Annotated in this window: 25 protein-coding genes and 1 other RNA gene; 21 read left to right on the top strand and 5 right to left on the bottom strand. The window is 63.2% G+C overall.

What is annotated here, in order from left to right:
- Nucleotides 1-15: 15 nt before the first annotated feature.
- The gene (locus tag ACN8M7_RS01370; RefSeq protein ID WP_490259516.1) at nt 16-1,053 is read right to left on the bottom strand and encodes an NADP(H)-dependent aldo-keto reductase; all 1,038 of its coding nucleotides are present in this window, start codon (nt 1,051-1,053) and stop codon (nt 16-18) included.
- Between the two features lie 247 nt (nt 1,054-1,300).
- Between ACN8M7_RS01370 and rplM the strand changes: the two genes are divergently transcribed.
- From rplM to ACN8M7_RS01335, 7 genes are all read left to right on the top strand, one after another.
- Complete coding sequence (gene rplM / locus ACN8M7_RS01365; RefSeq protein ID WP_003242947.1) at nt 1,301-1,729, top strand: 50S ribosomal protein L13; 429 nt, start codon at nt 1,301-1,303, stop codon at nt 1,727-1,729.
- Between the two features lie 14 nt (nt 1,730-1,743).
- Entirely contained in the window at nt 1,744-2,136 is a 393-nt protein-coding gene (rpsI, locus tag ACN8M7_RS01360; protein ID WP_003459292.1) for a 30S ribosomal protein S9, read from the top strand.
- 254 nt (nt 2,137-2,390) lie between these two features.
- Nucleotides 2,391-2,984 carry a ubiquinol-cytochrome c reductase iron-sulfur subunit gene (gene petA / locus ACN8M7_RS01355; RefSeq protein ID WP_061240602.1) on the top strand — a complete coding sequence of 198 codons (594 nt, stop codon included), beginning with the start codon at nt 2,391-2,393 and terminating at the stop codon, nt 2,982-2,984.
- Entirely contained in the window at nt 2,984-4,195 is a 1,212-nt protein-coding gene (locus ACN8M7_RS01350) for a cytochrome b (protein ID WP_061240603.1), read from the top strand. The genes petA and ACN8M7_RS01350 overlap by 1 nt, the downstream gene beginning before the upstream one ends.
- Nucleotides 4,195-4,977, top strand: a complete 783-nt coding sequence (locus ACN8M7_RS01345) for a cytochrome c1 (RefSeq protein WP_061240604.1) — start codon at nt 4,195-4,197, stop codon at nt 4,975-4,977. Before ACN8M7_RS01350 ends, ACN8M7_RS01345 begins: the two co-directional genes overlap by 1 nt.
- Nucleotides 4,978-5,144: 167 nt before the next feature.
- The gene (locus ACN8M7_RS01340; RefSeq protein WP_061240605.1) at nt 5,145-5,762 is read left to right on the top strand and encodes a glutathione S-transferase N-terminal domain-containing protein; all 618 of its coding nucleotides are present in this window, start codon (nt 5,145-5,147) and stop codon (nt 5,760-5,762) included.
- 13 nt (nt 5,763-5,775) lie between these two features.
- Entirely contained in the window at nt 5,776-6,189 is a 414-nt protein-coding gene (locus ACN8M7_RS01335; RefSeq protein WP_061240606.1) for a ClpXP protease specificity-enhancing factor, read from the top strand.
- 49 nt (nt 6,190-6,238) lie between these two features.
- Here ACN8M7_RS01335 and ACN8M7_RS01330 read toward each other — a convergent pair whose 3' ends face one another.
- Genes ACN8M7_RS01330 through ACN8M7_RS01315 form a run of 4 tightly spaced genes read right to left on the bottom strand, consistent with a single transcriptional unit; the run spans nt 6,239 to nt 9,552 of the window.
- A complete protein-coding gene (locus ACN8M7_RS01330; protein WP_061240607.1) occupies nt 6,239-6,772 on the bottom strand; it encodes a BON domain-containing protein in 534 nt (177 codons plus the stop codon).
- On the bottom strand, nt 6,769-7,362 hold the full coding sequence (locus ACN8M7_RS01325) for a phosphoheptose isomerase (RefSeq protein WP_061240608.1): 594 nt from the start codon (nt 7,360-7,362) through the stop codon (nt 6,769-6,771). The genes ACN8M7_RS01330 and ACN8M7_RS01325 overlap by 4 nt, the downstream gene beginning before the upstream one ends.
- A 25-nt stretch (nt 7,363-7,387) precedes the next feature.
- Nucleotides 7,388-7,747, bottom strand: coding sequence for a YraN family protein (locus ACN8M7_RS01320; protein WP_490259515.1), 360 nt, complete (start codon nt 7,745-7,747; stop codon nt 7,388-7,390).
- Nucleotides 7,744-9,552 carry a penicillin-binding protein activator gene (locus ACN8M7_RS01315; RefSeq protein ID WP_490259514.1) on the bottom strand — a complete coding sequence of 603 codons (1,809 nt, stop codon included), beginning with the start codon at nt 9,550-9,552 and terminating at the stop codon, nt 7,744-7,746. The genes ACN8M7_RS01320 and ACN8M7_RS01315 overlap by 4 nt, the downstream gene beginning before the upstream one ends.
- A gap of 89 nt (nt 9,553-9,641) precedes the next feature.
- On the opposite strand from ACN8M7_RS01315, the gene rsmI reads away from it, so the two are divergent.
- The 14 genes from rsmI to ACN8M7_RS01245 all read left to right on the top strand — a co-directional run bounded on the left by rsmI (nt 9,642) and on the right by ACN8M7_RS01245 (nt 24,696).
- Nucleotides 9,642-10,541 carry a 16S rRNA (cytidine(1402)-2'-O)-methyltransferase gene (gene rsmI / locus ACN8M7_RS01310; protein WP_490259513.1) on the top strand — a complete coding sequence of 300 codons (900 nt, stop codon included), beginning with the start codon at nt 9,642-9,644 and terminating at the stop codon, nt 10,539-10,541.
- Between the two features lie 168 nt (nt 10,542-10,709).
- Nucleotides 10,710-11,057: RNase P RNA component class A (rnpB, locus tag ACN8M7_RS01305), an RNA gene on the top strand.
- A 309-nt stretch (nt 11,058-11,366) separates the two neighbouring features.
- A complete protein-coding gene (mraZ, locus tag ACN8M7_RS01300) occupies nt 11,367-11,822 on the top strand; it encodes a division/cell wall cluster transcriptional repressor MraZ (protein ID WP_003459315.1) in 456 nt (151 codons plus the stop codon).
- A 2-nt stretch (nt 11,823-11,824) separates the two neighbouring features.
- Nucleotides 11,825-12,769: a 16S rRNA (cytosine(1402)-N(4))-methyltransferase RsmH gene (gene rsmH / locus ACN8M7_RS01295; protein ID WP_490259512.1), complete on the top strand. Its 945-nt coding sequence runs from the start codon at nt 11,825-11,827 to the stop codon at nt 12,767-12,769.
- Nucleotides 12,766-13,059: a cell division protein FtsL gene (gene ftsL, locus ACN8M7_RS01290; protein WP_061240612.1), complete on the top strand. Its 294-nt coding sequence runs from the start codon at nt 12,766-12,768 to the stop codon at nt 13,057-13,059. Before rsmH ends, ftsL begins: the two co-directional genes overlap by 4 nt.
- A complete protein-coding gene (locus ACN8M7_RS01285; protein ID WP_490259511.1) occupies nt 13,056-14,783 on the top strand; it encodes a peptidoglycan D,D-transpeptidase FtsI family protein in 1,728 nt (575 codons plus the stop codon). The genes ftsL and ACN8M7_RS01285 overlap by 4 nt, the downstream gene beginning before the upstream one ends.
- Nucleotides 14,783-16,246, top strand: a complete 1,464-nt coding sequence (locus ACN8M7_RS01280; protein WP_490259510.1) for a UDP-N-acetylmuramoyl-L-alanyl-D-glutamate--2,6-diaminopimelate ligase — start codon at nt 14,783-14,785, stop codon at nt 16,244-16,246. The genes ACN8M7_RS01285 and ACN8M7_RS01280 overlap by 1 nt, the downstream gene beginning before the upstream one ends.
- Nucleotides 16,239-17,609, top strand: coding sequence for a UDP-N-acetylmuramoyl-tripeptide--D-alanyl-D-alanine ligase (locus ACN8M7_RS01275; protein WP_061240615.1), 1,371 nt, complete (start codon nt 16,239-16,241; stop codon nt 17,607-17,609). The genes ACN8M7_RS01280 and ACN8M7_RS01275 overlap by 8 nt, the downstream gene beginning before the upstream one ends.
- 1 nt (nt 17,610) lies before the next feature.
- Entirely contained in the window at nt 17,611-18,693 is a 1,083-nt protein-coding gene (gene mraY / locus ACN8M7_RS01270) for a phospho-N-acetylmuramoyl-pentapeptide-transferase (RefSeq protein ID WP_061240616.1), read from the top strand.
- 6 nt (nt 18,694-18,699) lie between these two features.
- Nucleotides 18,700-20,046, top strand: coding sequence for a UDP-N-acetylmuramoyl-L-alanine--D-glutamate ligase (murD, locus tag ACN8M7_RS01265; RefSeq protein ID WP_197432197.1), 1,347 nt, complete (start codon nt 18,700-18,702; stop codon nt 20,044-20,046).
- A complete protein-coding gene (gene ftsW, locus ACN8M7_RS01260) occupies nt 20,046-21,263 on the top strand; it encodes a putative lipid II flippase FtsW (protein WP_061240618.1) in 1,218 nt (405 codons plus the stop codon). The genes murD and ftsW overlap by 1 nt, the downstream gene beginning before the upstream one ends.
- Nucleotides 21,253-22,323: an undecaprenyldiphospho-muramoylpentapeptide beta-N-acetylglucosaminyltransferase gene (gene murG / locus ACN8M7_RS01255; RefSeq protein WP_490259509.1), complete on the top strand. Its 1,071-nt coding sequence runs from the start codon at nt 21,253-21,255 to the stop codon at nt 22,321-22,323. Before ftsW ends, murG begins: the two co-directional genes overlap by 11 nt.
- Before the next feature lie 34 nt (nt 22,324-22,357).
- The gene (gene murC / locus ACN8M7_RS01250; protein ID WP_490259815.1) at nt 22,358-23,758 is read left to right on the top strand and encodes a UDP-N-acetylmuramate--L-alanine ligase; all 1,401 of its coding nucleotides are present in this window, start codon (nt 22,358-22,360) and stop codon (nt 23,756-23,758) included.
- Complete coding sequence (locus tag ACN8M7_RS01245) at nt 23,755-24,696, top strand: D-alanine--D-alanine ligase (RefSeq protein WP_490259508.1); 942 nt, start codon at nt 23,755-23,757, stop codon at nt 24,694-24,696. Before murC ends, ACN8M7_RS01245 begins: the two co-directional genes overlap by 4 nt.

Here is a 24,696-nt window from a genome sequence, read left to right as displayed (position 1 = left end):
GTGTTTCGCAGCGGATCAGGGCGCCGGGTTGGGTTGCGCCTTGTGGATCGCCTCGATGCCCGCAAGCACTTCTTCGGAAAGCTTCAGCTCGGCGCTGGCCAGGTTGCTGTCCAGCTGCTCCAGGTTGGTGGCGCCGATGATGTTGCTGGTCACGAAAGGCTGCGCCGTAACGAAGGCCAGGGCCATCTGCGCGGGATCCAGGCCGTGTTCGCGGGCCAGGGCAACGTAGCGCGAGCAGGCTGCTTCCGACTGCGGGTTGCTGTAGCGGGCGAAGCGGCTGAACAGGCTGATGCGCGCGCCTGCCGGGCGTGCGCCGCCTTCGTACTTGCCGCTGAGCATGCCGAACGCCAGGGGCGAGTAAGCCAGCAGACCGCACTGTTCGCGAATCGCCACTTCCGCCAGGCCCACTTCGAAGCTGCGGTTGAGCAGGTTGTAGGGGTTCTGGATCGATACGGCGCGCGGCCAGCCACGGCTTTCCGCCAGTTGCAGGAACTTCATGGTGCCCCACGGGGTTTCGTTGGACAGGCCGATATGGCGGATCTTGCCAGCCTTGACCTGCTCGTCGAGCACTTCGAGGGTTTCTTCCAGTGGCGTGAACTCATTGTCCTTGTGCTTGTAATCGAGTTGGCCGAAGAAGTTGGTCGGCCGCTCCGGCCAGTGCAGTTGATACAGGTCGATCCAGTCGGTCTGCAGGCGCTTCAGGCTGGCATCCAGGGCCGCGACGATATGCTGGCGGTTGAATTTCAGCTGGCCGTCACGGATATGGCTGATGCCGTTGCCAGGGCCGGCGATCTTGCTGGCCAGGATCCAGTCGGCGCGATCGCCGTGCTGCTTGAAGTAGCTGCCGATGATCTGCTCGGTCTTGCTGTAGGTTTCGGCGCGCGGCGGTACCGGGTACATCTCCGCGGTATCGATGAAATTGATGCCGCTGGCCTTGGCCCGCTCGATCTGGGCATGGCCTTCGCTCTCGCTGTTCTGCTCGCCCCAGGTCATGGTGCCCAGGCACAGAGCGCTGACGTCGAGATCGGTTCGGCCTAGCTTGCGGTATTCCATGAGGTACTCCTTCGGCAAAAGAGTCATACAAGCAGGTTGAAATTTTTTTCGCAATCAGGATAATTCGGCACCTCTTTCTGCGGTGGAAGTGATGCGCCGCCTGCCGAAGAATCTTGCCGTATTGTGGACGCGCTGACCCGAGCCCCCGATAGCGTCCGTATGCGGCTGCCTTTGACTTGTCAAAGTACGCACTATCCAGTAAGATCCGCCGTCTATTTTTGCTGGGCGGCCCCTGAGGCTATAAAGAATGAAAACTTTTACTGCTAAACCAGAAACAGTAAAACGCGACTGGTTCGTCGTTGATGCTGCTGGTCAGACCCTGGGTCGTCTGGCCACCGAAATCGCGAGCCGTCTGCGTGGCAAGCACAAGCCTGAGTACACCCCGCACGTTGACACCGGCGACTACATCGTCGTTATCAACGCTGAGCAGGTGCGTGTAACTGGTGCCAAAGCCAGCGACAAGAAGTACTACTCCCACTCCGGTTTCCCGGGCGGCATCAAAGAGATCAACTTCGAGAAGCTGATCGCTCGTGCTCCTGAGCGCGTGATCGAGACCGCGGTCAAAGGCATGCTGCCGAAGAACCCGCTGGGTCGCGACATGTACCGTAAGCTGAAGGTGTACAAGGGTGCCGCTCACCCGCACACCGCTCAGCAGCCCCAAGAACTGAAGATTTAACGGAATAGTTCATTATGTCGGCGACTCAAAATTACGGCACTGGCCGTCGCAAGACCGCAACCGCGCGCGTTTTCCTGCGTCCGGGTACTGGTAACATCTCGATCAACAATCGCACCCTGGACACCTTCTTCGGTCGCGAAACCGCTCGCATGGTCGTGCGTCAGCCGCTGGAGCTGACCGAGACCGTCGAGAAGTTCGACATCTTCGTCACCGTTGCTGGTGGTGGTGTCAGTGGTCAAGCTGGTGCCATCCGTCACGGTATCACCCGCGCTCTGATCGAGTATGACGAGACCCTGCGCAGCCCGCTGCGTAAAGCTGGTTACGTCACTCGCGACGCCCGTGAAGTCGAGCGTAAGAAAGTCGGTCTGCGCAAAGCGCGTAAGCGTCCGCAGTACTCGAAGCGTTAATCGCGACTACGCTTCCAAAAGCGCCCAGTTTCCTTACGGAGCTGGGCGTTTTTTATGGGCATGGCAAAATGCTGCGACAACGTGCCGCATACCCGTAAGCCGCAGCCGCCAAGGCTTTCGCCCTTCTCTTCGGGGGTAATTACCTTGTCAGAAAAGGGGCTTTTCTTTACCATTTGGCGAATTTTTTGCGCGGCCCGATTTTTACTTAGTAGAGGCCTGAACAACAGGCCACAAAGCTGATGGGAGACGACTGAATGAGCAATGACGGCGTGAATGCAGGCCGGCGTCGCTTCCTGGTTGCAGCCACCTCCGTGGTGGGTGCTGCAGGGGCGGTAGGTGCTGCGACTCCGTTCGTGGGGTCATGGTTCCCCAGTGCAAGGGCCAAGGCGGCCGGTGCACCGGTGAAGGTGAACGTCAGCAAGATCGAGGCGGGTCAGCAGATGGTTGCTGAGTGGCGCGGCCAGCCGGTGTTCATCGTGCACCGTACTGAGGAGATCCTGGCCAACCTGACCAAGATCGCGGATCGCATGGCCGATCCCGACTCCGCTGCCTCCGTGCAGCCGGAGTACGTGAACAAGGAGAACCGCTCGATCAAGCCCGAGTTGCTGGTGCTGGTTGGTCTGTGCACCCACCTGGGTTGTTCGCCGACCTTCCGTCCGGAAGTGGCGCCGGCCGATCTGGGGCCTGACTGGGTGGGCGGCTACTTCTGCCCTTGCCACGGTTCCCGCTATGACCTCGCTGGGCGTGTCTACAAGGCGCAGCCGGCGCCGTTGAACCTGCCGGTGCCGCCGTACAGCTACGAGACGGATGAGATCATCGTCATCGGTGTGGACCAGGAGAAGGCCTGATGAGTAAATTCATGGAATGGGTGGATGCGCGCTTCCCCGCCACCAAGATGTGGGAAGATCATCTCTCCAAGTACTACGCACCGAAGAACTTCAACTTCTTCTACTTCTTTGGCTCTCTGGCGCTGCTGGTGCTGGTCAATCAGATCGTGACCGGTATCTGGCTGACCATGAGCTTCGAGCCTTCGGCCGAGGGCGCTTTCGCCTCCGTCGAATACATCATGCGTGACGTCGAGTACGGCTGGATCCTGCGCTACCTGCACTCCACCGGCGCTTCCGCGTTCTTCGTGGTGGTCTACCTGCACATGTTCCGCGGTCTGCTCTACGGCTCCTATCAGAAGCCGCGCGAGCTGGTGTGGATCTTCGGCATGCTGATCTACCTGTGCCTGATGGCAGAAGCCTTCATGGGCTACCTGCTGCCGTGGGGCCAGATGTCCTACTGGGGCGCCCAGGTGATCATCTCGCTGTTCGGTGCCATTCCGGTAATCGGCGATGACCTGACTCAGTGGATTCGTGGTGACTACCTGATTTCCGGTATCACCCTGAACCGCTTCTTCGCTCTGCACGTGATCGCGCTGCCGATCGTGCTGCTCGGCCTGGTCGTGCTGCACATCCTGGCGCTGCACGAAGTCGGTTCGAACAACCCGGACGGCGTGGACATCAAGAAGAAGAAGGACGAGAACGGTGTGCCGCTCGACGGTATCGCGTTCCACCCTTACTACACCGTGAAAGACATCGTCGGCGTAGTGGTCTTCCTGTTCGTGTTCTGCTTCGTGGTGTTCTTCTTCCCGGAAATGGGCGGTTACTTCCTCGAGAAGCCGAACTTCGAAGCGGCCAACCCGTTCAAGACGCCTGATCACATCGCTCCGGTTTGGTACTTCACTCCGTTCTACGCGATTCTGCGTGCGGTACCGGACAAGCTGATGGGCGTAATCGCCATGGGCGCTGCCATCGCTGTGCTGTTCGTCCTGCCGTGGCTGGACCGTAGCCCGGTCAAGTCGATGCGCTACAAGGGTTGGTTGAGCAAGATCTGGCTGGTGATCTTCTGCATCTCCTTCGTCATCCTGGGTGTGCTGGGTGTGCTGGCGCCGACTCCGGGTCGTACCCTGCTGTCGCAGGTGTGCACCATCCTGTACTTCGCGTACTTCATCCTGATGCCGTTCTACACCAGGATGGAGAAGACCAAACCGGTTCCGGAAAGGGTGACTGGCTGATGAAAAAGCTCTTTGCTGCATTTGTTTTCGCTGCGCTGCCGGCCCTCAGCTTTGCCGCCGGTGGTCATGATGTGCAACTGGACAAGGTCGACATCGACCTGACCGACAAGGCCGCCATGCAGGACGGCGCGCGTACCTTCGCCAACTACTGCATGGGCTGCCACTCGGCCCAGTACCAGCGTTACGAGCGTGTTGCCGATGACCTCGGCATCCCGCACGAAATCATGCTGGAGAACCTGGTGTTCAACGATGCCAAGATCGGCGACCACATGAAGATCGGCATGAAGCCGGAGGATGCCAAGGCCTGGTTCGGTGCTGCTCCGCCTGATCTGACCCTGGTTGCTCGTGTGCGTGGCAACGACTGGTTGTACACCTACCTGCGTACCTTCTACGCCGACCCGACCCGTCCGCTGGGCGCCAACAACAAGGTGTTCCCGAACGTCGGCATGCCGAACGTACTGGTCGGCCTGCAGGGTAACCAGGTCATCGGTTGCAAGCAGGTTCAGGTGGTCACCGATGGCAAGAAGCAATTCGACCCGCTAACCGGTGCGCCGATCACTCACGAAGCCTGCGACCAGCTCACCATCGAGCCGAACACCGGCAAGCTGAGCGAGGCCGAGTTCGACGAGAAGATCAAGAACCTGGTGACCTTCCTGGCCTATTCGGCCAACCCGGTCAAGCTGAAGTCCCAGCGTATCGGCACCTACGTGCTGCTCTACCTGGCGTTCTTCTTCGTGTTCGCCTACCTGCTCAAGCGTGAGTACTGGAAGGACGTGCATTAAGTCGTTGTCGTTCTCTGCATGCACCTGCGCGCCCTTATGGGCGCGCAGGTTTTTGTGCCCTGCCATTTCAGGTGGCCACCTTGTGGTGCCGTCGCCTGCACATTCAAGAATTGCTCCTGGCAATTTTTCGTGTTTCTGGAAAATCAAAACAAGCGAGGAGGATCGCCATGGCGGTAACCAATAGGTTGACCTGCTACTCCGACCCCGCCGACCACTATTCCCATCGCGTGCGTCTGGTGCTCGCCGAGAAAGGTGTCAGCGTCGAGATCATCGATGTCGAGCAGGGCCGGTGTCCGGCCAGGCTCGCCGAGGTCAATCCCTATGGCAGTGTGCCGACGCTGGTCGATCGCGATCTGGCGTTGTATGAAGCGTCCGTGGTGATGGAGTATCTGGACGAGCGCTACCCGCATCCGCCGTTGTTGCCGGTGTATCCGGTGGCTCGGGCCAATAGTCGTCTGCTGATGCATCGTATTCAGCGTGACTGGTGCGTGCTGGTCGATCGTATTCTCGACAAGCGCAGCAAGGAGGCCGAGCGTCAGTTGGCGCGCAAGGAGTTGCGCGAAAGCCTGACCGGCGTATCACCGCTGTTCGCTGACAAGGCATTCTTTCTCAGTGAGGAGCTGAGTCTGGTGGATTGCTGTTTGCTGCCCATTCTCTGGCGTCTGCCGGTTCTGGGTATCGAGTTGCCACGTCCGGCCAAGCCGCTGCTCGACTACATGGAGCGCCAGTTCGCTCGTGAGGCCTTTCAGGCCAGTCTTTCCGCTGCCGAACGCATGATGCGCTAAGAAGGAGGAAATCATGAATTCCAGTCGTCCCTATCTGGTTCGCGCGCTCTATGAGTGGATCGTCGACAACGATTGCACGCCGCATCTGCTGGTCAATGCCGAGTTCCCTGGCGTGCAGGTGCCGCCAGGCTTCGCCAGTGACGGTCAGATCGTGCTCAACGCCTCGCCCAGTGCGGTGCGTCATCTGCACATGGACAACCAGGCAGTGAGCTTCGAAGGGCGCTTCGGCGGCGTTGCGCACAGTCTGCACATTCCGGCGGCAGCGATCCTGGCGATCTATGCGCGGGAAAACGGCCAGGGCATGGTCTTCGACATGGAGCCGCCGGTTGCGGGCAGCCCTGAAGAGCCGGGGCCGGACGATGATGGTCCGTCTGATGACGAACCGCCGCGTCCGAGCGGCCGACCAAGTCTGAAAGTGGTCAAGTAAGCAATGAAAAGGGCGCCCATGGGCGCCCTTGTCGTTTCTGCGTTCGCAATCAGTTGGTGTATTCGAACAGGCGCACGACCCGCTGTACGCCCGATACGCTCTGTACCACGCGAGTGGCGGCGTTGGCTTCTTCGCGAGTGACCAGGCCAAGCATGTAGACGATGCCGTTCTCGGTGACGACCTTGACGCGTGCGCTGGGGACGCTGCTATCAGCCAGCATCTGCGCCTTGATCTTGGTGGTCAGCAACGAGTCGTTGCTGCGCGCCAGCAGGGATGCAGGCTGTTGCACCTGCAGTTCGTTGTAGACCTTCTTCACGCCCTGCACGCCACGGGCGGTCTGGGCGGCGCGATCCTTGAGCTCGCTGCGCGGGGTCTGGCCGGCCAGCAGAATCACGCCGTTATAGCTGGTGACCACGATGCGCGAGGTCGGGCTGGACAGGTCGGCGTGCGCATTGCTGATGCGCGAGGCGACTTCCGGGCCGAGGAACTGGTCATCGATCTTGTTGCCGATGCTGCGACTGCCGCAGCCTGCGAGGGTCAGGGTAACGGCCAGGGCGGCCAGAATCAGGGCGGAACGCTTCATTCTTCACTCCCAAACAATTGACTATCGATCAGGTCGCACAGGCAGTGGATCGTCAGTAGGTGGACTTCCTGAATGCGTGCGGTGACTTTGGCTGGAACGCGGATCTCGACGTCTTCCGGCAGCAGCAGTGAGGCCATGCCGCCGCCATCGCGACCGGTGAGGGCGACTACGGTCATCTCGCGATCATGTGCAGCCTGAATGGCCTGGATGACATTCGCTGAGTTGCCGCTGGTGGAAATTGCCAGCAGCACGTCGCCAGGCTGGCCGAGTGCGCGGATCTGCTTGGAGAATATTTCGTTGTAGCTGTAGTCGTTGGCGATCGAGGTGATGGTGGAGCTGTCGGTGGTCAGGGCGATGGCCGGCAGGCTCGGACGTTCACGTTCGAAACGATTGAGCAACTCGGAGGAGAAATGCTGGGCGTCGCCGGCGGAGCCGCCGTTGCCGCAGGTGAGAATCTTGCCCTCGTTGAGCAGGGACTGGACCATCACCAGGCTGGCGTGCTCGATGTAGGGTGTCAGGACGTCCATGGCCTGCTGCTTGGTGTCGATGCTGGCTTGGAAGAGCTGGCGGATTCGGGATTGCATGTCCATCGGTTAAACCTTGAATGTACGGCCGTCAGGCATCGAAGGCGTTTTTGATCCAGTCGAGGCGAGTGGTGCCGCCAGTACTGATGGCGACCACGTCGAAGCGGCAGGGGTAGCGGGTCCAGCGTGAGTGTTGCTGGAGGAAGAGTTCGGCGGCGATGACCAGCTTGCCACGCTTGCGCGCATCGATGCTCTCCAGGGCGCCGCCCCAGGCGCTGTGGCGGCGGGCGCGGACTTCGACGAATACTACTGTATCGCCGTCGAGCATGACCAGATCAAGCTCGCCACGCCGACAGCTCCAGTTCTGTTCGATCAGCTGCAGGCCGTTACGTTCCAGATGCTGCCGAGCTGCCTGTTCGGCAGCCCGACCCAGATCGTTGTGTGTGCTCAATTGATGCTGTCAGGGAGGCGTTGAACCTGGCCGTCACGGAACTCGGCCCAGGGCAGCTGACGCTCGATGCGCTGGCTGGCGTTCAGGCTGAGGCTGCCCGACAGGCCGTCGATGCGCGACTCCGGCAGTGCCTTGAGCTGACCCAGGCGTGGTGCCAGGCGGTAGGCGTCGACGCCCATGGCATACAGACGGCCGAGACTGCCACCGGCCTGCGGCCACTGATTGCTGACTTCCTGGCGCAGTGGTGCGTGAGCATCGAGCAGCCAAGGCGTTTCGCAGAAGCGGATGCCTTCGAGATCCTGATACTGGGCCTGGCTGTGGGCGCCGGTGAACAGGTGCGAGGTGGCGTAGACCGGCACGTCGCCGGCGTACTGGAAGGCCAGGGTCGGTTTGATCTGCTGGGCCTGTTGCGGTGTGGCTGCGAGGAAGATGAAGTCGATGTCCTGACGGCGCGCCGGCTGTGCATCCAGATTGGTGCCCAGCGTGCTCTGCAGGCGGCGGGCGCGGGTTTCGCTCTCGCGCAGCTGGAACAGGTCGGCGATCTGGCGAGCCAGCTCTACCGGCTGGTCGACATGCTCGGCGGCGATCAAGGTGCCGCCCTGGGCTTGCCAGCTCTGGCGGAAGGCGTCCAGTACGCGGTCGCCCCAGTCTCCGCGTGGCACCAGGGCCACGGCGCGGCGCATGCCGTCGCTCCAGGCGCGCCGGGCCACTTCCCGAGCTTCGTCCTCGGCGGCCAGGCCAAACTGGAACAGCTGAGCCGGGCCTTCCTGGCCTGCATCGCTGTAATTCAGGGCAAGGGTGGTGATGGGCAGTTGCTCGCGATCACTCAGTTGCTTGACCAGTGGTTTTTCCAGCGGGCCGACCACCAGTTGCACACCGTCGGCCTGGGCTTGCTGGTAGAAGGCGTCCAGCGAGCCGATGCGCGAGCTGTCGTAGAGTTTGATGTCCGGTGGGTTCTGCCCGGCTTGCTGTGCTTCGTAATGTGCGGCGAGGAAGCCATCGCGCAATGCGCGGGCGACATTGGCCAGTTGGCCTTCCTGCGGCAGCAGCAGTGCGACGCGAGTCAGTGGCTGGCTGGCCAGCTCACGCAGCTTTTCCAGCGCTTCGGGCAGCTGTGCGGCGGCCGGGTGCTGCGGGTTCTGGGCGACCCACTGGTCGATGGCGGCCTGCTGCTGCTCCAGCGTGGCGCTGCTTTTGGTCACCTGCGCCAGCGCCAGCCAGCCGGCTAGATCGCTGTCGGCGCCGGCGGAGGTTTGCGCCGGCAGGGTGGAAACCAGTGCCCAGATGTTCTCGTGGTTGTCGTGGGCGGCCTGGCCGCTTAGCAGCGGCGCGATGAACACGCGCTCCCGGGCTGCAGCCAGGGTTTGGCCGTCGGCCTCCAGGGCGCGGGCGCGAACCAGTTGGGTGCGGATCTGTTGCTCGACCGGCAGTTCGCCCAGGCGTTCGAGGCTCGGGTGCTGCAGGGCTTTCAGGGCGCTCTTGGGCTGCTTGCGGGCCATCGCCAGCTCAGCCTTGAGGGTGCTGGCGAAAATCTGCTGGGCGGGCTTCAGGCTGGCGATGTCGACCTGCTCGAGAATGCGGGTGGCGCGGGCCACGTCGTTCTGCTGGTAGCTCTGGTCGGCTGCCGACAGGCGCAGCAGGGCGGCCTGCTCCGGTTTGCTCTCGGTAGCTTGCTGCAGCATCTGCTCGATGCTGGCTTGTGGTGTGCGCGGCAACTGGCCCAGGTTGTTGGAGGGCGAGCTGGCGCAGGCGGCAAGCAGGCCGGCCAGGAAAAGAGCGGAAAGAGGGCGCAGGCTAGCGATCATCGGGTCATCCTGATACTTGAGCAAATCAAGCGGCGATTGTACCCAAGCCCCGAGATCGGTGCGATGCCGCTGGGGCGGAACCGGCTAGAATGAGCGCTCATTCATTTAATGAGGTGTTTCCAGTGAGTCAGCCCGCCGTCGCAAGCGTCCAGCCAGGCACCCTTTATGTGGTCGCCACGCCCATTGGCAATCTGGACGACATCAGTGCGCGGGCTCTGCGAATTCTGCGCGAGGTGGCGCTGATCGCTGCAGAAGACACCCGTCATTCGGCGCGGCTGCTGCAGCATTTTGGCATCCAGACGCCGCTGGCGGCTTGCCATGAGCACAACGAGCGCGATCAGGGCGGGCGCTTTCTCGCCAGGTTGCAGGCGGGTGAGGATGTCGCGTTGATTTCCGATGCGGGCACGCCGTTGATCTCCGATCCCGGTTATCACCTGGTGCGCCAGGCGCGGGCCGCAGGTTTTGCAGTGGTGCCGGTGCCTGGCGCCTGCGCTCTGATCGCCGCGCTGTCGGCGGCCGGGCTGCCGTCGGATCGCTTTATCTTCGAGGGCTTTCTGCCGGCCAAGGCGGCGGGGCGCCGCGCGCGTCTGGAGCAGGTGCGCGAAGAGCCGCGCACGCTGATCTTCTATGAAGCGCCGCACCGTATCCTCGAATGCCTGCAGGACATGCGCGAAGTGTTTGGTGCTGATCGCCCCGCATTGCTGGCGCGTGAGCTGACCAAGACCTTCGAGACTCTGCAGGGGCTGCCGCTGGCCGAGTTGTGTGAGTGGGTGGCCGCAGACAGCAATCAGCAGCGCGGCGAATGTGTGGTGCTGGTGGCGGGCTGGCAGGCGCCGGAAGGTGAGGAGGCTGTCAGTGTCGAAGCCTTGCGCGTGCTCGATCTGTTGTTGGCGGAGATGCCGCTCAAGCGGGCGGCGGCGCTGGCGGCGGAGATCACCGGGGTGCGCAAGAACCTGCTGTACCAGGTCGCGTTGGAGCGCAAGGGCTAACCGGCTGTGGCGATGTGCCTGCGCTGGCATGCTTCTTTCTATGCGTGCACTCGTTCGATGCCGGTGCTGCGGAAAGGCTGTGTTGGTTGGGCCTCCAGAGGTCTGCTGGTCGCCGTGATAGCGCTCTAGCTTGCAGCTTGCCATCACGCCCGGTACCCTTGCAGGCGGAGAGTCGATCGGACAGTCGCTGCCTTCGCAAGAAGGGGGAGGAAAGTCCGGGCTCCATAGGGCGGAGTGCCAGGTAATGCCTGGGAGGCGTGAGCCTACGGAAAGTGCCACAGAAAATAACCGCCTAAGCGTTTCGGCGCCGGTAAGGGTGAAAAGGTGCGGTAAGAGCGCACCGCGCGGCTGGCAACAGTCCGTGGCTAGGTAAACCCCACTCGGAGCAAGACCAAATAGGGTTCCATTGGCGTGGCCCGCGCTGGAACCGGGTAGGTTGCTAAAGGCGTGCAGTGATGTACGCCGTAGAGGAATGACTGTCCTCGACAGAACCCGGCTTACAGATCGACTCTCCTCCCTCCTTTCTCGTTTTTACGCTTCTATTCCCCGCTCGTCTGATACCGAAAAAATCTTACTCTTAACAAATTACTTTAAGTTCGAATTTCAGTTGCCTGGAATGGCTGAAATTTATCCTCCAAAAGCCGGCTCCGGCATCCCTTTTCCCCTCGCTTTTGTGCGCTAAATCTCCGTCCTGTAAGGATTTTTCCTTTCTGGCGCGCCTTGACGGTGGGGCGTACGCGTTCCTATAGTGTGCGCGAGTGGTAAAAAGTGGCATGAAGTGGGTTTTTATGGGCATGGAAAGCTAATTACAGGGGAAGCGCAGCCGTGTTTCGCGGAGCTAACGCCATCAGTCTCGACGCCAAAGGGCGCCTCGCGATGCCGAGTCGGTATCGTGACGAGCTCGTTGCGCGTTGCAGTGGCCAGCTCATCGTGACCATCGACGCCGTCGACCCCTGTCTTTGCGTTTATCCCCTGGCCGAGTGGGAGCTGATCGAAAACAAGTTGCGCGAGCTGGCTTCCTTTCGTGAAGAGAACCGCCGCCTGCAGCGCCTGTTGATCGGTAATGCCGTCGATCTCGAGCTGGATGCCAGTGGCCGCTTCCTGGTGCCGCCGCGCTTGCGCGAATACGCCAAGCTGGACAAGCGAGCGATGCTCGTTGGTCAGCTGAACAAGTTTCAACTCTGGGATGAAGATTCCTGGAATGCCGTAGCCGAAGCCGACCTCGCTGCCATCAAGCAGCCTGGAGCCCTTTCCGATGACCTGCGTGACCTGATCCTGTGACCATGACCGATAGCACCTTCCGCCATATCACCGTGCTGCTCGACGAGGCTGTCGAGGGGCTGGCTGTGCGCGGCGATGGTCGCTACATGGATGGCACCTTCGGGCGCGGTGGACATAGTCGACTCATCTTGCAGCAGCTCGGGCCAGACGGGCGGCTGCTGGGGTTCGACAAAGATCCCCTGGCGATAGCCACCGGGGAAGCATTGGCGGCCGAAGACGGCCGCTTTGTCGTTGTGCAGCGCAGTTTTGCGGAACTTGGTGAGGAAGCTGTTGTCCGCGGCATTTCTGGCCAGGTTTCCGGCATCCTGCTGGACCTTGGTGTGTCCTCGCCGCAGTTGGACGACCCGCAGCGCGGCTTCAGTTTCCTCAATGATGGCCCGCTGGACATGCGCATGAATCCGGATGTCGGCGTCAGTGCTGCTGACTGGATCGCCACGGCGGACGAGGATGAAATCGCGCGCGTGCTCAAGGATTACGGCGAGGAGCGTTTCGCCAAGCGCATGGCGCGAGCCGTGGTGCAGCGCCGTGCCGAACAGCCGTTCACGCGCACTGCCGACCTGGCGAAAGTTCTGACCGAGGCCAACCCGGCCTGGGAAAAGGGCAAGAACCCAGCGACCCGTGCCTTCCAGGGCATCCGTATTTACGTCAACAACGAACTCGGCGATCTCGAGCGCGGCCTCGAAGCGGCGCTGGAGACCCTCGAGGTTGGCGGTCGTCTGGTGGTGATCAGCTTCCACTCGCTGGAAGACCGTATCGTCAAACAGTTCATGAAGCGTCAGGCCAAGGGCGAGGCGGACAAGCTGCCGCGCGACCTGCCGATCATTCCAAAGGCCTTCGAGCCGCGTCTCAAGCTGATCGGCAAGCCGGTCTATGCTGGCGATGCCGAGCTCAAGGTCAACCCGCGCTCGCGCAGCGCGGTGATGCGCATCGCGGAGAAGTTGCGATGAGCCGCCGGCTGATCAAATCCATGCCCGGCGGCAGCTTCCTGATGCTGCTGCTGTTCGTCGCCATTCTGGTCTCGGCCGTGGCGGTGTCCTACAGCGCGCACTGGAATCGTCAACTGCTCAACGAGCTGTATGGCGAACTGAGCGTGCGTGACAAGGCGCAGGCTGAGTGGGGCCGACTGATTCTCGAGCAGAGTACCTGGACTGCGCACAATCGCATCGAAGCGCTAGCCAGCGAACAGCTGAAAATGCATATCCCCGATCCCGCCGCCGTGCGCATGGTGCGTCCATGATCGGTCTCGAAGGCGCACTCTACCCCTGGCGTTTCCGTCTGGTGCTGGCGCTGCTGGCACTGATGGTCGGCGCCATCGCCTGGCGCATGCTCGACCTGCAGGTGCTCGACCATGATTTCCTCAAGGCGCATGGCGACGCACGTAGCGTGCGACATATCCCGATCCCGGCGCACCGTGGCCTGATCACTGATCGTAACGGCGAGCCACTGGCGGTCAGTACGCCGGTGACCACCTTGTGGGCCAACGGCAAGGAACTGCAGGCCGGTCGCGAGCAGTGGCCGGCACTGGCGGCGGCTCTGGGTCAGGAGCCGAAGAGCTTCACCGAGCGTCTGGAGCAGAACAAGGAGCGCGAGTTCATGTATCTGGTGCGCGGCCTGACCCCGGAGAACGGTCAGCGTGTGCTGGATCTGAAAGTGCCGGGCGTCTACGCCATCGAAGAATTCCGTCGTTTCTACCCGGCGGGCGAAGTGGCTGCTCATGTCGTTGGCTTCACCGATATCGACGACCGTGGTCGCGAGGGTATGGAGCTGGCCTACGAAGACTGGCTGGCCGGCGTGCCGGGCAAGCGTCAGGTGCTCAAGGATCGCCGCGGCAAGCTGATCAAGGATGTGCAGGTTGCGCAGAACGCCAAGGCCGGCAAGTCCTTGGCGTTGTCGATTGACCTGCGCCTGCAGTACCTGGCTCATCGTGAGCTGCGCAATGCGCTGCTGGAAAACGATGCCAAGGCCGGTAGCCTGGTGATGGTCGACGTGAAAACCGGCGAAGTGCTGGCGATGGTCAACCATCCCACCTACAACCCCAACAATCGCCGCAACCTGACGCCGGCGGCCATGCGTAACCGCGCGATGATCGATGTGTTCGAGCCTGGCTCGACCATCAAGCCGCTGTCGATGGCTGCTGCCCTGGAAACCGGTCGCTGGAAGCCCAGCGATGTGGTGCAGGTCGGTAATGGCACGCTGCAGATCGGTCGCTACACCATTCGTGACGTGTCCCATACGCAGGGTCCAGCGCTGGATCTGACCGGCATCCTAATCAACTCCAGTAACGTCGGCATGAGCAAGGTCGCCTTCGATGTCGGCGGCGAGCAGCTGCATCAGGTATTCAGCAGTCTGGGCTTTGGCCGTGATACCGGGCTGGGCTTCCCGGGTGAGCGGGTCGGCAACCTGCCCAATCATCGCAAGTGGCGCGAGGCCGAAACGGCCACGCTGTCCTACGGCTACGGTCTCTCGGTAACCGCCGTGCAGCTGGCGCACGCCTATGCGGCGCTGGCCAATGGCGGCAGCATGACGCCGCTGTCGATGATTCGCGTGGATGAGAAGCCTGGTGCGATGCAGGTGGTTCCAGCCGACGTGGCCAAGACCGTGCAAGGCATGCTGCAGCAGGTTATCGAGGCGCCGCGTGGCGTGTTCCGCGCCCAGGTGCCGGGTTACCACGTCGCGGGCAAGAGCGGCACTGCGCGCAAGACCAATGCCGGGGCCAAAGGCTACCGGACCAACGCCTATCGTTCCCTGTTCGCTGGCTTCGCTCCGGCCCAGGACCCGCGTATCGCGCTGGTGGTGGTCATCGACGAGCCAGGCAAGGGCGCCTATTACGGCGGCCTGATTTCCGCGCCGGTGTTCAGCCGTGTGATGGCCGGCTCGCTGCGCTTGATGAATATCGCGCCAGACAATCTGCCGCCGCCCGAGCCGAAAGTGGCTGCCGTCGGTCAGGGAGGGCGTAACTGATGCCCATGTCGCTCAATCAATTACTGCCCGCTGCCGAAGGCGGTGTGCTGATTCGTGAGTTGACCCTCGACAGCCGCAAGGTGCGTCCGGGGGATCTGTTCCTGGCCGTACCTGGCACCCTGCAGGACGGCCGCGTGCATATCGCCGACGCCATCGCCCGCGGTGCGGCGGCGGTCGCCTTCGAGGCCCAGGACGCTCCGCCCATGCACGCAGAGAGTGCCGTGCTGGTTCCGGTAAAAGGTCTGGCCAAGCAGCTTTCCGCCATTGCCGGGCGTTTCTATGGTGAGCCGAGCCGCGCTCTGCATCTGGTCGGGATCACTGGCACCAATGGCAAGACCAGCGTCAGCCAGCTACTGGCGCAGGCGCTGGATCTGCTCGGCCAGCCTTGCGGCATCGTTGGCACGCTGGGCAACGGTTTCCACGGCGCGCTGGAACAGGGCAAGCACACCACGCCCGATCCGGTTGGCGTGCAGGCGACCCTGGCCTCGCTCAAGCAGGCCGGTGCCCGTGCGGTGGCCATGGAGGTTTCTTCCCATGGTCTGGACCAGGGCCGTGTCGCGGCGCTGGAATTCGATATTGCGGTGTTCACCAACCTGTCGCGTGATCACCTCGACTACCACGGCAGCATGGAAGCCTATGGTGCGGCCAAGGCCAAGCTGTTCGCCTGGCCGAATCTGCGCGGCCGGGTGATCAACCTCGATGACGCCTTCGGTCGTGAGCTGGCCGCGCAGAGGCATGAGTCGCGCCTGATCGGTTACAGCCTGAACGACGCCAGCGCCTTCCTTTATTGCAGCGAAGCGCACTTCGACGATCACGGCGTGCGTGCACGCCTGGTCACGCCGCGTGGCGAAGGCATGCTGCGCAGCAATCTGCTCGGCCGCTTCAACCTCAGCAACCTGCTGGCGGTGGTCGGTGCGCTGCTGGGGCTGGACTACGGCCTCGACGAGATTCTCAAGGTGCTGCCACAACTGCAGGGGCCGGCTGGCCGCATGCAGCGCCTCGGTGGCGGCGACAAGCCGCTGTTGGTGGTCGATTACGCACACACCCCAGATGCGCTGGAGAAGGTTCTCGAGGCCATGCGCCCGCACGTCGAAGGACGCCTGCTTTGCCTGTTCGGTTGCGGCGGCGACCGTGATCGCGGCAAGCGCCCGCTGATGGCGGCGGTAGCCGAGCGCCTGGCCGATGCGGTGTGGGTCACCGATGACAACCCTCGCAGCGAGGCGCCGGAGCAGATCGTTGCCGATATCCGCGCTGGCTTCGTAGCGCCGGAGCAGGTGCAGTTCATTCATGGCCGTGGCGATGCCATCGTGCGGCTGGTCGCCCAGGCCGAGGCCGCCGACGTGCTGGTGCTGGCTGGCAAGGGGCATGAGGATTACCAGGAAATCATGGGTGTGCGTCAGCCGTTCTCCGACCTGATCGAAGCGAGCAAGGCCCTGGCGGCCTGGGAGGCGGCTCATGCTTAAGCCCTGGTTGCTCAGCGACGTAGCCGCTGACCTGAACGCCCGCGTGATTGGCGCCGATGTGGCGTTCTCCGCCGTGGGCAGCGACAGCCGCACTATCGCCGCGGGCCAGTTGTTCGTGGCGCTGACCGGGCCGCGTTTCGACGGTCATGACTACCTGGCCGAGGTCGCCGCCAAGGGCGCCGTAGCGGCGCTGGTCGAGCGCGAAGTGGCGAATGCGCCGCTGCCGCAGTTGCTGGTGGCCGACACCCGCATGGCGCTTGGTCAGCTGGGCGCACTGAATCGCCAGGCCTTCAGCGGCCCGCTGGCTGCCGTGACCGGCTCCAGTGGCAAGACCAGCGTCAAGGAAATGCTTGCCGCGATCCTGCGCGCTGGTTTGAACGGCGCGGTACTGGCCACCCGTGGCAACCTCAACAACGATCTCGGTGCGCCACTGACCCTGCTGGAACTGGCGCCGGAGCATCGCGCCGGGGTGATCGAGCTGGGGGCCAACCATGTTGGCGAGATCGCCTACACCGTCAGCCTGACCCGGCCGCAGGTGGCGATCATCACCAATGCCGGTAACGCCCACGTCGGTGAATTCGGTGGTCCGGAAAAGATTGTCGAGGCCAAGGGCGAGATTCTCGAGGGGCTGCCGCATGAGGGTGTGGCCGTGCTCAACCTGGATGACAAGGCCTTCGTCACCTGGCAGCGCCGTGTTGATGGGCGCAAGGTGAGCAGCTTCGCCCTGCGCGATACCCGCGCTGACTTCCATGGCAGCGATCTGGCTCGCGACGAGCGCGGCTGTCAGGGCTTCACCCTGCGCAGCCCGATGGGTAGCGCGCGCATTCAGCTCAATCTGCTGGGCGAGCACAACGTGGCCAATGCACTGGCTGCCTGCGCGGCGGCTCATGCCCTGGGCATGCCGTTGGTCGCCATGGTGCAGGGGCTGGAAAACCTGCAGCCGGTCAAGGGCCGCGCCGTAGCGCAGCTGACGGGCAATGGCGTGCGGGTCATCGATGACAGTTACAACGCCAACCCCGTGTCCATGTGTGCGGCGGTGGATATACTCGCCGGCTTCTCCGGTCGCACCGTTCTGGTGCTGGGGGACATGGGCGAGCTGGGCGAATGGGCCGAACAGGGCCACCGTGATGTCGGCCGCCACGCGGCAGGCAAGGTGGACGCGCTGTATGCCGTTGGCCCGCTTATGCAGCATGCGGTCGAGGAGTTCGGCTCAAAAGGCCGTCACTTTGCCGACCAGGCCGAGCTGATCGAAGCGCTTCGCGCCGAGCAGGCCGGCAGCACACTACTAATCAAGGGTTCACGCAGCGCTGCCATGGACAAGGTCGTGGCGGCGCTGTGCGGCGTATCTGGGGAGAAACACTAAAATGCTGCTGCTGCTGGCGGAGTACCTGCAACAGTTCCACAAGGGCTTCGCGGTCTTTCAGTACCTGACCCTGCGCGGCATCCTCGGCGTGCTCACCGCCCTGGCGCTGTCGCTGTGGCTCGGGCCGTGGATGATCCGCACCCTGCAGATACGTCAGATCGGCCAGTCCGTGCGCAACGATGGTCCGCAGTCGCACCTGTCGAAGAAAGGCACGCCGACCATGGGCGGTGCGCTGATTCTCACCGCCATCGCCGTCAGCACCCTGCTCTGGGCCGACCTGTCCAATCGTTACGTCTGGGTGGTGCTGGCCGTGACCCTGGCATTCGGCGCCATCGGCTGGGTCGATGACTACCGCAAGGTGATCGAGAAGAACTCGCGTGGTCTGCCGAGCCGCTGGAAGTACTTCTGGCAGTCGGTATTCGGTCTGGGCGCCGCCTTCTTCCTTTATATGACTGCGCAAAGCCCGGTGGAGACCACCCTGATCCTGCCGTTGCTCAAGGACGTGAGCATCCCGCTGGGCATCGGCTTCGTGGTGCTGACCTACTTCGTCATCGTCGGCTCGAGCAACGCGGTCAACCTCACCGACGGCCTCGACGGTCTGGCCATTCTGCCGACCGTGATGGTCGGGGGCGCGCTGGGCATCTTCTGCTACCTGTCGGGCAACGTGAATTTCGCCGAGTACCTGCTGATCCCCTACGTGCCGGGCGCCGGTGAGCTGATCGTGTTCTGCGCCGCGCTGGTCGGTGCCGGTCTGGGCTTTCTCTGGTTCAACACCTATCCGGCGCAGGTATTCATGGGGGATGTCGGCGCGCTGGCGCTGGGCGCCGCGCTGGGCACCATCGCCGTGATCGTCCGTCAGGAAATCGTGCTGTTCATCATGGGCGGCGTCTTCGTCATGGAAACCCTGTCGGTGATCATCCAGGTCGCCAGCTTCAAGCTGACCGGCAAGCGCGTGTTCCGCATGGCGCCGATCCACCACCACTTCGAACTCAAGGGCTGGCCCGAGCCGCGCGTGATCGTCCGTTTCTGGATCATCACCGTGATTCTCGTGTTGATCGGCCTTGCCACCCTGAAACTGAGGTAATTGCGCGTGTCGTTGATCGCTTCCGACCAGTTCCGCATCGTTGTCGGCCTCGGCAAGAGCGGCATGTCCCTGGTGCGCTTTCTGGCGCGCCAGGGCGTGCGCTTTGCCGTGGCCGATACGCGCGCGAACCCGCCGGAGCTGGAAACGCTGGCGCGCGAGTACCCGCAGGTGGAAGTACGCTGCGGCGAGCTGGACGTGGATTTCCTCTGTCGCGCCTCGGAGCTGCACGTGAGCCCTGGCCTGGCCGTGGCCACGCCGGCGCTGGCTGAAGCCGCTGCGCGCGGGGTGAAGCTGTCCGGTGATATCGACCTGTTCGCGCGCCATGCCAAGGCGCCGATCATTGCCATTACCGGCTCCAACGCCAAGAGCACCGTCACCACCCTGGTGGGCGAGATGGCTGCTGCGGCCGGCAAGCGCGTCGCCGTCGGTGGCAACCTCGGTACCCCGGCGCTGGATCTGTTGGCCGACGATGTCGAGCTGTACGTGTTGGAACTGTCCAGCTTCCAGCTGGAAACCACTGACCAGCTCAACGCTGAAGTGGCCACCTGCCTGAACATCAGCGAAGACCACATGGACCGCTACAGCGGCCTGCCGGCCTATCATCTGGCCAAGCACCGGATCTTCCGCGGTGCCCGTCAGGTGGTGATCAACCGTGATGACGCACTGTCGCGTCCGCTGATCGCCGACCAGGTGACCAGCTGGGAGTTCGGCCTGGGCAAACCTGATTTCAAGCGCTTCGGCCTGCTCGACGAGAACGCTGAGAAGTCCCTGGCGTTTCGCTTCGAGGCATTGCTGCCGGTGAGCGAGCTGAAGATTCGCGGTGCGCACAACCAGTCCAACGCTCTGGCGGCGCTGGCGCTCGGTCACGCCGTCGGCCTGCCGATGGAGGCCATGCTCGCCACCCTGCGTCAGTTCACCGGTTTGCCGCATCGCTGCCAGTGGGTCGGCGAGCGCGCCGGCGTGAACTATTACGATGATTCCAAGGCCACCAACGTCGGTGCCGCGCTGGCCGCCATCGAAGGCCTCGGCGCGGATATCGCCGGCAAGCTGGTGCTGATCGCCGGCGGCGATGGCAAGGGTGCCGACTTCTCTGCACTTAAGGCTCCGGTCGCACGATTCTGCCGCGCCGTGGTGCTGCTCGGTCGAGATGCCGAGCGCCTGGCCGAGGCTCTGGGCGATGCCACGCCGCTGGTGCGGGTGGCAACGCTCGATGAAGCCGTGCAGCGTTGCAGCGAACTGGCCGAGAGCGGTGATGCCGTCCTGTTGTCGCCAGCGTGCGCCAGTCTCGACATGTTCAAGAACTTCGAAGAGCGCGGGCGCCTGTTCGCCCAGGCTGTGGGAGGGCTGAACTGATGCTGGCCTTCTTGCGCGTTCGCCCCTCGCCGTTGTTCGGTCGCGGCCTGGATCTCGACTTCCCGATGCTCGCTGGCTGCCTGGGCCTGCTTGGTCTGGGGCTGGTGATGATCACCTCGGCGTCGTCGGAAGTGGCTGCGGCGCTGTCCGGCAACCCGCTGTATCACATGATCCGCCATCTGATTTACTTGGTCATCGGTCTGGGCGCAGCCGGCGTGGTGCTGATGATTCCGATGAGCTTCTGGCAGCGCTACGGCTGGATCCTGTTGCTGGCGGCCATCGGCTTGCTGGTGCTGGTGCTGATTCCCGGTATTGGCCGCGAGGTCAACGGTGCGCGACGCTGGATCGGCTTCGGCGCCTTCAACGTACAGCCATCGGAGATCGCCAAGGTCTTCGTGGTGGTTTATCTGGCTGGCTACCTGGTGCGTCGCCAGGAGGAAGTGCGCGAGAGCTGGATGGGCTTCTTCAAACCGTTCGTGGTGTTGCTGCCAATGGCCGGCCTGCTGCTGCTGGAGCCGGACTTCGGTGCCACCGTGGTGATGATGGGCTCGGCCATGGCCATGCTGTTCCTCGGTGGCGTTGGCATGCTGCGTTTCGGCCTGATGGTGGCGCTGGCAGTCGGTGCGGTGTTCGTGCTGGTGCAGACCCAGGAGTATCGCCTGCAGCGTCTGATCACCTTCACCGACCCCTGGGCCGACCAGTACGGTTCCGGCTACCAGTTGACCCAGGCGTTGATCGCCTTCGGCCGTGGCGAATGGTTCGGTGTTGGCCTGGGCAACAGCATCCAGAAGCAGTTCTACCTGCCCGAGGCGCACACCGACTTCGTCTTCTCGGTATTGGCCGAGGAGCTGGGGCTGGTCGGCTCGCTGGCGACCCTGGCGCTGTTCGTGTTCGTCTGCGTGCGCGGCCTGTACATCGGTTTGTGGGCCGAGAAGGCCAAGCAGTACTTCTCCGCCTACGTGGCGTACGGGCTGTCGTTCCTGTGGATTGGCCAGTTCTTGATCAATATCGGCGTGAACACCGGCCTGCTGCCGACCAAGGGCCTGACCTTGCCGTTCCTCAGCTATGGCGGTTCGTCGCTGGTGATCTGCTGCGTCAGTCTGGCAGTGCTGCTGCGTATCGAGTGGGAGCAGCGCAACGTCTTGGGCAACGAGGACATCGAGTTCAGCGAAGACGACTTCGTCGAGCCGAGCCAGGAGGTCGCCCATGCGCGGTAACGTCCTGATCATGGCGGGCGGCACTGGCGGGCACGTGTTCCCGGCGCTGGCCTGCGCGCGCGAATTCCAGGCGCGCGGTTACAGCGTGCACTGGCTGGGGACGCCGCGTGGTATCGAGAACGAGCTGGTGCCGCAAGCCGGCTTGCCTCTGCACCTGATCAACGTCAGCGGTCTGCGCGGCAAGAGCAAGCTGTCGCTGCTCAAGGCGCCGTTCCAGCTGCTGCGTTCGCTGCTGCAGGCACGGCGCATCGTGCGTGAGCTGCAGCCGGTCTGTGTGCTCGGCATGGGCGGTTACGTCACTGGTCCGGGCGGGCTGGCTGCTCACCTGGCGGGTGTGCCGCTGGTGATCCATGAGCAGAACGCCGTCGCCGGCACCGCCAATCGCCTGTTGTCGCGTATCGCCGCGCGCATCTGCGAGGCCTTCCCGAACACCTTCGCCGCGTCCGACAAGCGGCGCACTACCGGTAACCCGGTGCGTGAGGAGTTGTTCCTGGAAACGCCGCGCGAACCGCTGGTTGGCCGCAAGCCGAAATTGCTGGTGCTGGGCGGCAGCCTGGGAGCCGAGCCGCTGAACAAATTGCTTCCGGCCGCACTGGGGAAAATTCCCGCTGACATACGTCCGCAAGTGTTTCATCAGGCCGGTAAGCAGCATGCCGAAATCACTGCGGAGCGTTATCGCGATGTCGCGGTCGAAGCCGAGGTCGCGCCCTTCATCAAGGACATGGCGCGCGCTTATGGCTGGGCCGATCTGGTGGTTTGCCGCGCTGGCGCGCTGACTGTCAGCGAACTGGCCGCAGCGGGTCTGCCATCGTTTCTCGTGCCGTTGCCGCACGCGATCGACGACCACCAGAGCCGCAATGCCGAATATCTGGCGAAGGAGGGCGCAGCTGTCCTTCTTACGCAACATGCCACTGACGCGGACACGCTTGCCGCGCAGCTCACCGAGGTTCTGATGCACCTGGAAAAACTCAATGTCATGGGCGCCACCGCGCGTCGCCTGGCCAAGCCCGATGCAACCCGCACGGTGGTCGACATCTGCCAGGAGGTGGTGCGTGGCTAAGTCTCCTGCTGCGGTCAAGGCTGAAGTGCGGCGCATGCGCCGTATCCGCCGTATCCACTTCGTCGGTATCGGCGGTGTGGGCATGTGCGGTATCGCCGAGGTACTGCTGAACCTGGGTTACGAAGTCTCCGGCTCCGACCTCAAGGCCTCGGCCGTGACCGAGCGCCTGAAGAGCTTCGGCGCGCAGATCTTCATCGGCCACGCGGCCGAGAATGCCGAGAATGCCGACGTGCTGGTGGTCTCCAGTGCGGTCAACACCAGCAACCCGGAAGTCGCCACCGCACTGGAACGCCGTATTCCGGTGGTGCCGCGCGCCGAGATGCTCGCCGAGCTGATGCGCTACCGCCACGGCATCGCCGTGGCCGGTACTCACGGCAAGACCACCACCACCAGCCTGCTGGCCTCGGTATTCGCCGCCGGCGGTCTCGATCCGACCTTCGTCATCGGCGGTCGTCTGAATGCCGCCGGCACCAATGCCCAGCTTGGCTCCAGCCGCTTCCTGATTGCCGAAGCCGACGAGAGTGACGCCAGCTTCCTGCATCTGCAGCCGATGGTTTCGGTGGTCACCAATATCGACGCCGACCATATGAGCACCTACGGCGGCGACTTCAACAAGCTGAAGAAGACCTTCGTCGAATTCCTGCACAACCTGCCTTTCTACGGCCTGGCCGTGCTCTGCGTGGACGACCCGGTGGTGCGCGAGCTGCTGCCGCAGGTAGGCCGGCCTACCATGACCTACGGTTTTGCCGAAGACGCCGACGTGCGTGCGATCAACGTTCGTCAGGAAGGCATGCGTACCCATTTCACCGTGCTGCGCCCTGACTGCGAGCCGCTGGATGTGTCGGTGAACATGCCGGGCAATCACAACGTACTCAACGCGCTGGCGACCATCGCCATCGCCACCGACGAAGGCATCGATGACGCTGCCATCGTAGCCGGCCTGTCGGGCTTCCAGGGCGTTGGCCGGCGCTTCCAGGTGTATGGCGAGCTGCCGGTGGACGGTGGCAGCGTGATGCTGGTCGACGACTACGGTCATCATCCGCGTGAAGTCGCCGCCGTGGTCAAGGCCGTGCGCGGTGGCTGGCCGGAGCGTCGTCTGGTGATGGTCTACCAGCCGCACCGCTACAGCCGCACCCGTGATCTGTACGACGACTTCGTGCAGGTGCTCGGTGAGGCCAATGTGCTGCTGCTGGTGGAGGTCTACCCGGCCGGTGAAGAACCGATTCCGGGTGCCGACAGCCGTCAGCTGTGCCACAGCATCCGTCAACGCGGCCAGCTCGATCCGATCTATGTCGAACGGGGTGTCGACCTGGCGCCGCTGCTGCGGCCGCTGCTGCGTGCCGGCGACATTCTGCTGTGCCAGGGCGCGGGCGATATCGGCTCGGTGGCGCCGCAACTGATCAAGCACCCGCTGTTCGTGGGGGAGTCGAAATGAGTTTGCACAGTACCCTCGATCCCAAGACCTTCGGTCGCGTCGTCGTGCTGTTCGGCGGCAAGAGTGCCGAGCGCGAAGTGTCGCTGAAGTCCGGCAACGCCGTGCTCGGCGCCCTGCAGGCTGCGGGTGTTGACGCCTTCGGCATCGACGTCGGCGACGATTTCCTGGCCCGTTTGAACAGCGAGAAGATCGACCGCGCCTTTATCGTGCTGCACGGGCGCGGTGGCGAGGATGGCTCCATGCAGGGCCTGCTCGAATGCGCCGGCATTCCCTACACCGGCAGCGGCATCCTCGCCTCTGCACTGGCCATGGACAAGCTGCGCACCAAGCAGGTCTGGCACAGCCTCGGCCTGCCGACGCCGCGTCACGCCGTGCTGACTTCGCAGGCCGACTGCCAGGCAGCTGCCACCGAGCTGGGCTTCCCGCTGATCGTCAAACCGGCCCATGAAGGCTCCAGCATCGGCATGGCCAAGGTGGAAAACGTCGAGGCGCTGATCGCTGCCTGGCAGGACGCCGCACGCTACGACAGCCAGGTGCTGGTCGAGCAGTGGATCGCCGGCCCCGAATACACCATCGCCGTGCTGCGTGGCGAAGTGCTGCCGCCCATTGGGCTCGGCACCCCGCACACCTTTTACGACTACGACGCCAAGTACCTGGCCGATGACACCCAGTACCGCATTCCCTGCGGCCTGTCTGCTGACAAGGAAGCCGAGCTGAAGACCCTGACTGCACGCGCCTGCGAGGCCGTGGGCACCCAGGGTTGGGCGCGCGCCGATGTGATGCAGGATGCCAGCGGCCAGTTCTGGTTGCTGGAAGTGAACACCGTACCGGGCATGACCGATCACAGCCTGGTACCGATGGCCGCGCGTGCTGCCGGTCTGGATTTCCAGCAACTGGTGCTGGCGATCCTGGCTGACAGCGTCGAGGCGAGGGGTTAA

Origin of the sequence: Pseudomonas spartinae, assembly GCF_965197125.1 — a bacterium.
Taxonomy (GTDB): Bacteria; Pseudomonadota; Gammaproteobacteria; order Pseudomonadales; family Pseudomonadaceae; genus Aquipseudomonas; species Aquipseudomonas composti_A.
The sequence above is the reverse complement of the archived record's forward strand: the minus strand, read 5'-3'. Positions and strand labels throughout refer to the sequence as shown.

Excerpts from the sequence above, each read along its gene's own strand:
- ACN8M7_RS01245 (WP_490259508.1), top strand. The coding sequence starts at position 23,755 with ATGAGTTTGCACAGTACCCTCGATCCCAAGACCTTCGGTCGCGTCGTC.
- mraY (WP_061240616.1), top strand. The coding sequence starts at position 17,611 with ATGCTGCTGCTGCTGGCGGAGTACCTGCAACAGTTCCACAAGGGCTTC.
- ftsW (WP_061240618.1), top strand. The coding sequence starts at position 20,046 with ATGCTGGCCTTCTTGCGCGTTCGCCCCTCGCCGTTGTTCGGTCGCGGC.
- rpsI (WP_003459292.1), top strand. The coding sequence starts at position 1,744 with ATGTCGGCGACTCAAAATTACGGCACTGGCCGTCGCAAGACCGCAACC.
- ACN8M7_RS01370 (WP_490259516.1), bottom strand. The coding sequence starts at position 1,053 with ATGGAATACCGCAAGCTAGGCCGAACCGATCTCGACGTCAGCGCTCTG.
- ACN8M7_RS01280 (WP_490259510.1), top strand. The coding sequence starts at position 14,783 with ATGCCCATGTCGCTCAATCAATTACTGCCCGCTGCCGAAGGCGGTGTG.
- ACN8M7_RS01315 (WP_490259514.1), bottom strand. The coding sequence starts at position 9,552 with ATGATCGCTAGCCTGCGCCCTCTTTCCGCTCTTTTCCTGGCCGGCCTG.
- ACN8M7_RS01350 (WP_061240603.1), top strand. The coding sequence starts at position 2,984 with ATGAGTAAATTCATGGAATGGGTGGATGCGCGCTTCCCCGCCACCAAG.
- ACN8M7_RS01275 (WP_061240615.1), top strand. The coding sequence starts at position 16,239 with ATGCTTAAGCCCTGGTTGCTCAGCGACGTAGCCGCTGACCTGAACGCC.
- ACN8M7_RS01345 (WP_061240604.1), top strand. The coding sequence starts at position 4,195 with ATGAAAAAGCTCTTTGCTGCATTTGTTTTCGCTGCGCTGCCGGCCCTC.
- murG (WP_490259509.1), top strand. The coding sequence starts at position 21,253 with ATGCGCGGTAACGTCCTGATCATGGCGGGCGGCACTGGCGGGCACGTG.
- murC (WP_490259815.1), top strand. The coding sequence starts at position 22,358 with ATGCGCCGTATCCGCCGTATCCACTTCGTCGGTATCGGCGGTGTGGGC.
- ACN8M7_RS01335 (WP_061240606.1), top strand. The coding sequence starts at position 5,776 with ATGAATTCCAGTCGTCCCTATCTGGTTCGCGCGCTCTATGAGTGGATC.
- rplM (WP_003242947.1), top strand. The coding sequence starts at position 1,301 with ATGAAAACTTTTACTGCTAAACCAGAAACAGTAAAACGCGACTGGTTC.
- ACN8M7_RS01340 (WP_061240605.1), top strand. The coding sequence starts at position 5,145 with ATGGCGGTAACCAATAGGTTGACCTGCTACTCCGACCCCGCCGACCAC.
- rsmH (WP_490259512.1), top strand. The coding sequence starts at position 11,825 with ATGACCGATAGCACCTTCCGCCATATCACCGTGCTGCTCGACGAGGCT.
- ACN8M7_RS01285 (WP_490259511.1), top strand. The coding sequence starts at position 13,056 with ATGATCGGTCTCGAAGGCGCACTCTACCCCTGGCGTTTCCGTCTGGTG.
- rsmI (WP_490259513.1), top strand. The coding sequence starts at position 9,642 with ATGAGCGCTCATTCATTTAATGAGGTGTTTCCAGTGAGTCAGCCCGCC.
- petA (WP_061240602.1), top strand. The coding sequence starts at position 2,391 with ATGAGCAATGACGGCGTGAATGCAGGCCGGCGTCGCTTCCTGGTTGCA.
- ftsL (WP_061240612.1), top strand. The coding sequence starts at position 12,766 with ATGAGCCGCCGGCTGATCAAATCCATGCCCGGCGGCAGCTTCCTGATG.
- ACN8M7_RS01330 (WP_061240607.1), bottom strand. The coding sequence starts at position 6,772 with ATGAAGCGTTCCGCCCTGATTCTGGCCGCCCTGGCCGTTACCCTGACC.
- ACN8M7_RS01325 (WP_061240608.1), bottom strand. The coding sequence starts at position 7,362 with ATGGACATGCAATCCCGAATCCGCCAGCTCTTCCAAGCCAGCATCGAC.